Source organism: Paenibacillus herberti (assembly GCF_002233675.1).
GTDB classification, from domain to species: domain Bacteria; phylum Bacillota; class Bacilli; order Paenibacillales; family Paenibacillaceae; genus Paenibacillus_O; species Paenibacillus_O herberti.
This window is the reverse complement of sequence record NZ_NMUQ01000002.1, coordinates 359026-367752: the sequence shown is the minus strand read 5'-3', so window position 1 is coordinate 367752 and position 8727 is coordinate 359026. Positions and strand designations below refer to the sequence as shown.

Here is an 8727-nt window from a genome sequence, read left to right as displayed (position 1 = left end):
AATATTTCCGCTATCAACACGAACCGCAACATGGGTCTGAACCAAGTTGCTTCCAGCAAAAACATGGAGAAGCTGTCCTCCGGCCTGCGTATCAACCGCGCTGCTGACGATGCTGCTGGCCTGTCCATCTCCGAGAACATGCGTGGCCAGATCCGTGGCCTCGAGCAAGCTCAGCGTAATACACAAGACGGTATCTCCTTTGTACAAACGGCAGAGGGCGCACTGAACGAAGTATCCGCCATGCTGACTCGCATGAAAGAGCTGAATGTGCAAAAGTCCAACGGTACGTACCAAGATGCTGATAAAACTAACATTGATCAAGAACTGAACGCTCTGGGTTCCCAAATCGGTGATATCCTTACAAAAACGACGTTCAATGGCATCAGTATTACAGCTGGGGCAACGATTACTACGGACGATAAAGGGACATCGATTGTTATTACCTCCATCGCTACGGCTAGCTTCAGTGGCCTGACTTCTAACTCCGGTCTCACTTCTATTAATGATGCAATTACGAAAGTTGCAACTGAACGTGGTAAATTGGGTGCAATCCAAAACCGTCTGGAATACACTTCCAACAACCTTGGCACTACAACTGAGAACCTTACGGCTTCTGAGTCTCGTATCCGTGATACCGATATGGCCAAAGAGATGGTTGCTCTCACGAAAAATAATATCTTGCTACAAGCATCCCAATCAATGCTGGCGCAAGCCAATTCGGCCCCGCAAGGCGTTCTATCGCTACTTCGCTAATTGGTACCATAGCTTTCATGAAAGGACCTTGGAACTCTATCTGGGGTCCTTTTTTTATTTGAGGAAGGCACTAGAGTGTAGTTTTAGTACTGGTCATGATCATAAAGACGAGACGAGCAGAAAATGGTGGCTCTCTACTTGAGAAGCTTGCATAATCATGTCGATGAAATCAACTTAGTTGATAACGACTCCACGGATATTACTTGCTAAGTTGCTTTACCCTTTCCCTAATTCAGCTTGTTTCATTTTAAGTGGAGGGCCATTTGGCCGAACCTTGAAATTATGGGCTTGCTCATTTTCCTGATTAAGGCAAAAGCGAGGAATCTAACGATTGAATCAACAGATTAATTACTTTGAACATACCTATAAGGACTTATCAGGTGAAGAAGGTTATGCTCCTAATAATGTAGTCCAATACATATATGCTTAAATGAGTCTTAAGAACCTGGTTTCAGCTGCAAAAATGATTAAAGAGTCCCATCATTTTTAGGATCAATTTCCCGATTATTACTTTGCGTGTGACGTGTTCTATCTGGATTGTATAATGACTGATCCAGCTATGAGAATTAAGTTGGTCCCTAAAATTGAAGAGTCTCATTCAAAAGCTATTTACATCGGGATTAAGCCCGACTAGGCAGTATTTAATTCAGCCCTTATATCTAACGAGGTGGGTTCCGATATTATAAGTAACGATTACTCGGAGGGGATTGTGCTGTCAATGAATTTGAATAGCTTGCAGGGTGCAAGCGCAACATCTTCATCTGCTTATGGAATACAGTCACCTAGAGATGGACTAAGCAAAACCCAGGTCATTAACACGACGGATGCTCTTAGATTAGCTGAATTACGTGGAGCGGCGCCTTCCGTATCAGATGAGCAAAAGATCAAGGCTGTGGATCGTGCCATTAAAGCTATGGAGGGTCCATATACGAAGGTAGAGTTTTCTGTTCATGAAGAAACTAATGCCATGATGATCAAAGTCATCAATAAGGAAACAAATGAAGTCATTCGAGAGGTCCCACCGGAAAAAACATTGGATGTGGCAGCCAAGCTAATGGAGATTGCGGGCCTTCTGATCGACCACCGAGTATAAACAAAGGATGTGACAACAAATGAGCAACTTGAGAATATCCGGGTTTAATTCAGGGTTGGATATTGACTCTATGGTTACACAGCTGATGAAAGCGGAACGCTCCAAGCTGGATAAGCTAAAGCAAAGTCAAACAACCATTACTTGGCAGCAAGAGCAATTTCGTGATGTTAGTACAAGTCTCGTCGACTTCCGGAATAACAAGCTTTCAAAATATAATACCGTCAATGTACTGAATGCCCGGACCTCCACGGTATCCGGAAATACTAATGCGGTATCCATTAGCTCTACGAACAGCAACGCGGCGGGATCGTTGACTGTTACCGTGGATAAGTTGGCTGAATCCGCCATGTTTGTTAGGCAGACGGGGGTTACTTCGGTCAATGCGACTACAAAGATGCAGGATATTCTGAATGGGAGCACTCCCTCAGAGTTAAAGTTTACAGTATCGGGAAAGGCTGATCCTATTGTGATTGCTTTTAATCCAACGGACTTAGCCAGCGATGTTCTGAACAAAATCAATTCAAACAAAGATCTAAATGTGACAGGGATGCTGGGATCGGACGGCAGGCTGTCGATCAGGAGCAACGAAACTGGGGCTAGAACAGTCTCACTGGATGCGGGGATATTATCGGGTTCTTCAACGGGTTCGGATGCTGAGGCGACCGTGAATGGCGTTAAAATGACTTCGAAAACGAACTCATTAAGCGTCAACGGATTTAATTTGGAGCTTAAAGCTGTAACCGGAACTAATGGAGCAACAACTGTATCCTCAAAAATGGATACGGACGCTATTTTTAACACCATTAAAACCTTTATTGCAGACTATAATACAATCTTGGATCAAGTGAACGGAAAGTTGAGCGAAGCCAAGTACCGTACGTACAAGCCTCTTACTGAAGATCAAAAGTCTGAAATGAAAGAAAAGGAAATCGAACTTTGGGAGAAAAAAGCGACGAGCGGCCTTCTGAAAAATGATTCCATATTAAGCTCAATGGTGTCGGATATGCGCATGTCCCTTGTTTCGGAAGTGAACACCGGGTCCAGTGCCATTAAAACAATTCAATCCATCGGGATTGTGACAGGGCAGTGGGGAGATAAGGGCAAGTTAGTCATCGAGGATGAACAAAGGTTGCGGGCTGCGATTGAAAGCAACCCTTCGGAGGTTTTAGCTTTGTTCAATTCCAAGCCTAGCACGGCAATACCATCGGGAACTCCTGTTTCATCTAACCCTGGAGTAGGTGTTTTTGAACGTCTAAGCAGCATCGCGATGAATTCTCTTCAACTTCTAAGTGAAAAGGCTGGTACTTCGGTATACAGCACAGATAAAAACTCGACCTTTATGGCAAATTCCTTATTAGGGGAACAGATGCGAGGTCTTGACCGTAAAATCAGCGACATGAACAGCTATTTAGCTCGCAAAGAAACCCAGTATTACAAACAATTTACTGCAATGGAAACAGCTATTAACCGTTACAGCTCACAGTCATCGTCTTTCTCAAGTTTCCAATAAGGAGTGACCTGCCTTGATACAGTCTCCCTACCAAAAATATCAGCAGCTATCGGCACAAACGGCTACTCCCATCCAGTTGGTTATTATGCTTTATGATGGGGCTATACGGTTTACAAAACTGGGGATTGAAGGAATTAGCAGCCGGGATTTTGAAAAGGCCAATCAATTCCTCTGTAAGGCAGAGGCTATTATGCACGAATTAGTTGCGTCTTTAAATTTTGACTATCCGATTTCGAAGCAACTGGTAAATTTATATGAGTATATGCTGCATCAACTCATTCAAGCCAACGTCAAAAAAGAAGCTTCATTTGCTCAAGAGGTTGTTCAGCATCTCACAGAACTGCGAGACAGCTGGAAGCTGGCTGCCGGATCCAATACACAGAGAGAAGTAGCTCAATGATTATTTCTACTGCACTGGATCAGCTCAAGCATGAGACCGTTCAACTTGTTCAAAGGCTTGAAAATTGTGATTATGAAGAGCTGATTCATTTACTTGAGCGGAGAGATCAGGTTTTGGAAGAGCTTAACCAATTAAGGCTTCCTCTGGTGGAATCGCAGAAAGTTACTCTTAAAGAGATAGGAATTTATGATTCAGCTATCTTAAATCGTATGAATCAGCTTATGGAGGAAGCCTCCATAGGGTTACAGCGTCTGAACGAATCTCAACATCAAAAAAGAGCCTATGAGTCGTATGCTTCGGCAGGTAGTTATTTTATTGATCGTCGAAATTAAAAAAACTCTTCCCAGCCGGTTAATCGGATGGGAAGAGTTTTTTTAATTTTTTAATAGAAGAGCAAACTCGGGAATCCTTACTGCTCCTGCAAATTGTCGAAGAAGCTTATCTTTAATCTTGCTTCGTTTGTTCTGATTATTGGATCGTTCCAAGTATTGAACATACAAATAGATGGTTTGAGGCTGAAGTCGAATCGCCTCTTCAAGGAAAGCAAGGCCTCCTTCAATATCATCCCCTTTAAAGTGATACATGGCTAAGTTTTCACAGCTTCTGGCATCGAGAGCATTCTTATTGAGCAAAATAGAATAGTAATCCAAAGCAATGGATTCATTTTTTCTGGAATACAAGAAATTAGCCATTTCATTAATGATATTGTCGTCGCTATATGTTTGAATTAATTGATCATAGATTTCAAATTCCTGAAGTAAATAAGCTGACTGTAGAATAGTTAGTAGTAGCTCGGGATATTCATTAACTGCTACAGTATGAGCTTCCTCCTGCAATTCCAAAATAGCCTTAACATGATTAAGCTTCTTCTGGATTTTTTCCGATACATCCTCCGAACTATTCGGTCTGTATAGGGGGATTTCAAGGCCCCATACTCGACATGCAATTGCTTCGTGAGTATAATGTTCGTTGCTTGGTTTATAATCAGGATGGTTTGTACAATTGGAATAATGCGCTTGATCCTTTTGGACAATAGAATAAAAAATTTGATCGGCAATCGAAACTGTAAATTCCTTGTTCAGTAACAGGTTGTAGTAATGCTTAGCTAATTCGGCTGATCTTACTGTCAAGGATGAACGGAACAGGATATAGATATGCTTAAGATCGTCTACTTGATAAATCTGACCCAGCAAGAAAATGATTTTATCCATTGACTCATAGTGAATCAATGTGTTCAGCAAGGAATGAAGTGAAGTGAAATCATACAGATCTTGATGTAGAAGTTTGGACCAATAATAAACAGCGTTTTGTAAATCTCCTTCATTTTCGTAAATAGCGGCCAATCTTCTCATAGGCATCGTTGTCGCGAATTCTGCACTATCCAGCCAAAAAACATGAGTCAATTCGGCTTTTACTAACGATACATTCAAGGCATCTAAATAATGCTTTTGTGCCTCTTTAATGAAACCTAAATAATGAAGAATATTTGCTTTTAAATAGCTGTACTCCGGGTAATCCTTCCATTTAATGAGTTCTCTCTCTAGTAAGTTCAAAGCATCAAAATATCGAAATTGCCGGCAGTAGCACTGGGTTAAAGAAATAACCGCTTTAGGGTACCAGCTGGCAGTTTTGTGCTTGGTTCCGCTTTTAATCGCCTTCTCAAAATAATAGATGGCTTTAGGCATATCTGCTTTAACGGCAAATTCATTTCCTGCTGTAAAAAAATCATAAGGAGCAAAGCCATCTTTCTTTTTAATCGATGTTAAAAGCTCTGCGTTTCGAGAGGATTTAGATTTAGATTGAATGGTTTCTTTTAAGTATCCGGTATGGAAGAGAGACACTGGAGCCAAAAAAGAGTGTAATTTAATTCCCGTTTCGGAAAGCAGCTGTTCGTGAATAGGGCGGTAATATTTTATACTAAAGTGATTTGGAAACAGCCGTGGAACTTCTCCGGCAGAAAGAATAGCGGTGGTTCTATCTTTTCCTAAAAAACTAGAGATGTTTACGGCAAAAACCTGATCCTCGCGAGGTGTTATTGTAGTCAAAAAATTACGAAGTTTGATTGCATCACCGGAAGCGAAATATTCGTCAGCATCCATTACTAGAATCCATGTTCCAGCAGCATAGCGGAGGGATTCGTTGCGTGCTGCTGAGAAGTCTTTAACCCATTCAAAATCATATATCTTATCCGTGAATTCAGCAGCAACCTCTTTCGTTTTGTCGGTAGATCCTGTATCTACAACAATAATTTCATCGGCAGCTTCCCGCACACTCTCCAAACAGCGTGAGAGTACCTCTTCTTCATCTTTGACGATTAAGCAAATTGATAAAAGCATGACAGCTCTCCTATGTTCATTGATTTGGCTGTGTCTAATAAATTATATATCGGATATTCATCGTTATCATAATAGATTTCTTTTTCTATACTCAGTGTGGTTTGAGTCTTGGTGCTCGTGGTGAGTGAACCGCTATTAATAATCCTTGCGATTTGTCGATATTCTTCTTACAAGATAATCATTCGACAGGATGTGAGGCTAGATGAAAGTAGTCATATTAGCGGGTGGAAGAGGGACACGAATCAGCGAAGAATCCTATCTTAGGCCTAAGCCTATGGTTGAGATCGGTGATGCACCTATACTTTGGCATATTATGAAAACCTATTCTCATTATGGATACAATGAATTTATCATTTGTTTGGGTTACAAAGGATATATAATCAAAGAATATTTTGCTAATTATTATCGGCATATGTCTGAAGCAATTACTTATGATTTCACAACAGGAAATACACAAGAAGTACATCGAAATAAAGTTGAACCTTGGAAAATAACACTAGTAGATACGGGTCTGGATACAATGACTGGGAGCAGAATTAAGCGGATTCAATCCTTTGTCGGGAATAATCCCTTCATGCTTACATATGGAGATGGATTGGCAAATATTAATATAGCCGAACTAGTTCATTGCCATAAGCAAAGCGGGAAAAGGGCAACTATTACTGCCGTTCAACCCGATGGCAGATTTGGGAGACTGGAATTAAATCAAAACCAAGTAATTGGTTTTACTGAAAAAGTTAAAGGCGATGGTGGTTGGATTAATGGAGGCTACATGGTATGTCAGCCGGAGGTATTTAATTATATTTCTGATTTAAATCATACGATTCTTGAACAGGGGCCACTTGAGACATTAGCAAGTCATGGGGAACTTAATGTATTCAAGCATCAGAGCTTTTGGCAACCCATAGATACGCTTCGAGAAAAAATATTAATGGATGAGCTTTGGAAGAGTCAAAGAGCACCTTGGAAAGTATGGGAAGAATAACAAGGCGATTCAAGAAACCAAGAGGTAATAACTCAATTGGAGTTGACTATGTTTACCCTTTCTCTATCAGTAGACGAATTAAAACAGTATGTATTCAATCAGTTAAATAATTTTTTTCCAGATAAGCGCTTATTCATGCATGACAAGCTTTTTGATCAGTCAATTCTACTAGCATTGGATCGTACCGAATTCTGCTTCCGTCATATAACGCTGAAATCATTTCATTATGATGGTGAGACTTTCTTTTCACATTTTCATTCCGACCAATATACTATTTTTTTATGGTTTTTATCTAATTCACTATTGAAGGTATTTAATGATACAGAGATAGCCTCTAAAGTATTTTATTTAAACAAAATTTTAAATGGTGTTGCATGTATGTACGACACCAAGCTACCCAATATTTTTCTTATAGTCCATGGGGGAAGTATCGTATTAGGAAAGGCCAACTACAGCGACTTTTTTGTATGTTATCAAGGGTGTACAGTAGGAGCAATTAAAGGAGTATATCCCACTTTGGAGAGGGGGGTAGCGATGGCTCCTCAATCTTCTATAATTGGAAACTGCATTGTCGGAGCAGGCTCAACTATTGGGAATCAGGCGCTTCTCCGAAACCAGAGTTTGTTAAACCAATCATTATACTACCGCGATACAAGTACTGGTTCTCACATGATTCAAAATACTTCTAAATCATGGGCTCAATCATTTTTCAATGTGCCAATTCTATCAGTAGAGGGATGTAATAATGCGCAGAACAATTCTGGTTAGTGGAGCGAATGGTTATATCGCTCAACATCTTATTCAGTTTCTCAGAAGCCAGGGTAATCGGGTATTGACTGCCAAACGAGAAGAATCAGGCGAATTATATATGAATTTTTCAAACCCAGATCAATTATCCAAGCTTCAGTGTGAAGGTATAGATATAATGATTCATACTGTTTCACCTGGTGAAAATTTGTACAGAACAAATCCAGAACTCGCATATAGCGAGAATGTCACAGGCATTCGCGGCGCATTAGATTTTTGTGTGAGAAATAAAATACATAACTTCGTTTATTTCTCCAGTTTTCATGTCTTCGGAAATCAAGGAGGTCGCTTAGATGAGAATACGCCTACGACCCCTATTAATGATTACGGGTTATCTCACAGTATAGCTGAGCAAATTGTGCTTATGTATGATCGTTCTAATAAGCTAAATGGGTGGATTATTAGGCCCTCCAATGTATTTGGGGTTCCTGTAGATCAGGAAAAGTTTAAGAGGTGGAATCTAATTCCCTTTTTGTTCTGTAAAGAAGCAATTGAACATCAGAGTATAACACTTCTTACTCCAGGCACTCAATTACGGAATTTTGTTGGAATTTCCGATATATGTACAAAGATAGATTGGATTTTAAAAGTACAACCTGAGAATCGCATTTTGCATGCTCAAGGAATAGAAACGCTGAGTGTGCTGGAATATGCTCGGTTGGTCCAGAAGGTAGCTCAAGATAAGTATGGAATTCATGTTTCGGTTAATTGCCCAAAAGGAATGGATAATGGAATAGACTTTGATTTTACAAGTCGTTGGAACCAGCCCAATCTTACACCGACATCTGAACTGTCGACTTTTATTTTTGATATGCTTAAAAGCTTGCATGATAGGGTCTAGTT

9 protein-coding genes are annotated in these 8727 nt (G+C 40.3%); 8 read left to right on the top strand and 1 reads right to left on the bottom strand.

Going from position 1 to position 8727, the window contains the following annotated elements:
• The 5 genes from CGZ75_RS14205 to fliT all read left to right on the top strand — a co-directional run.
• A partial coding sequence (locus tag CGZ75_RS14205) for a flagellin N-terminal helical domain-containing protein (protein ID WP_089524949.1) occupies positions 1–753 on the top strand: 753 nt, incomplete at its 5' end.
• A gap of 718 nt (positions 754–1471) precedes the next feature.
• Positions 1472–1846 carry a flagellar protein FlaG gene (locus CGZ75_RS14200; protein WP_089524948.1) on the top strand — a complete coding sequence of 125 codons (375 nt, stop codon included), beginning with the start codon at positions 1472–1474 and terminating at the stop codon, positions 1844–1846.
• A 19-nt stretch (positions 1847–1865) separates the two neighbouring features.
• Positions 1866–3356, top strand: a complete 1491-nt coding sequence (gene fliD / locus CGZ75_RS14195) for a flagellar filament capping protein FliD (RefSeq protein WP_089524947.1) — start codon at positions 1866–1868, stop codon at positions 3354–3356.
• 13 nt (positions 3357–3369) lie between these two features.
• Complete coding sequence (gene fliS / locus CGZ75_RS14190) at positions 3370–3756, top strand: flagellar export chaperone FliS (protein ID WP_089524946.1); 387 nt, start codon at positions 3370–3372, stop codon at positions 3754–3756.
• Positions 3753–4088, top strand: a complete 336-nt coding sequence (gene fliT / locus CGZ75_RS14185; protein ID WP_089524945.1) for a flagellar protein FliT — start codon at positions 3753–3755, stop codon at positions 4086–4088. Before fliS ends, fliT begins: the two co-directional genes overlap by 4 nt.
• 42 nt (positions 4089–4130) lie before the next feature.
• Here fliT and CGZ75_RS14180 read toward each other — a convergent pair whose 3' ends face one another.
• Entirely contained in the window at positions 4131–6092 is a 1962-nt protein-coding gene (locus CGZ75_RS14180) for a glycosyltransferase family 2 protein (protein ID WP_089524944.1), read from the bottom strand.
• 202 nt (positions 6093–6294) lie between these two features.
• On the opposite strand from CGZ75_RS14180, the gene rfbF reads away from it, so the two are divergent.
• From rfbF to CGZ75_RS14165, 3 genes are read left to right on the top strand one after another with little or no spacing between them, the layout of a single operon-like run.
• Positions 6295–7077: a glucose-1-phosphate cytidylyltransferase gene (gene rfbF, locus CGZ75_RS14175; protein WP_089524943.1), complete on the top strand. Its 783-nt coding sequence runs from the start codon at positions 6295–6297 to the stop codon at positions 7075–7077.
• A gap of 36 nt (positions 7078–7113) precedes the next feature.
• Entirely contained in the window at positions 7114–7845 is a 732-nt protein-coding gene (locus CGZ75_RS14170; RefSeq protein WP_089524942.1) for an LbetaH domain-containing protein, read from the top strand.
• Positions 7823–8725 carry an NAD-dependent epimerase/dehydratase family protein gene (locus CGZ75_RS14165; RefSeq protein ID WP_089524941.1) on the top strand — a complete coding sequence of 301 codons (903 nt, stop codon included), beginning with the start codon at positions 7823–7825 and terminating at the stop codon, positions 8723–8725. The genes CGZ75_RS14170 and CGZ75_RS14165 overlap by 23 nt, the downstream gene beginning before the upstream one ends.
• Positions 8726–8727: the final 2 nt, after the last annotated feature.

Coding starts and splice junctions, on each gene's coding strand:
- CGZ75_RS14200 (WP_089524948.1), top strand. CDS start 1,472: ATGAATTTGAATAGCTTGCAGGGTGCAAGCGCAACATCTTCATCTGCT.
- fliD (WP_089524947.1), top strand. CDS start 1,866: ATGAGCAACTTGAGAATATCCGGGTTTAATTCAGGGTTGGATATTGAC.
- fliT (WP_089524945.1), top strand. CDS start 3,753: ATGATTATTTCTACTGCACTGGATCAGCTCAAGCATGAGACCGTTCAA.
- CGZ75_RS14180 (WP_089524944.1), bottom strand. CDS start 6,092: ATGCTTTTATCAATTTGCTTAATCGTCAAAGATGAAGAAGAGGTACTC.
- rfbF (WP_089524943.1), top strand. CDS start 6,295: ATGAAAGTAGTCATATTAGCGGGTGGAAGAGGGACACGAATCAGCGAA.
- CGZ75_RS14165 (WP_089524941.1), top strand. CDS start 7,823: ATGCGCAGAACAATTCTGGTTAGTGGAGCGAATGGTTATATCGCTCAA.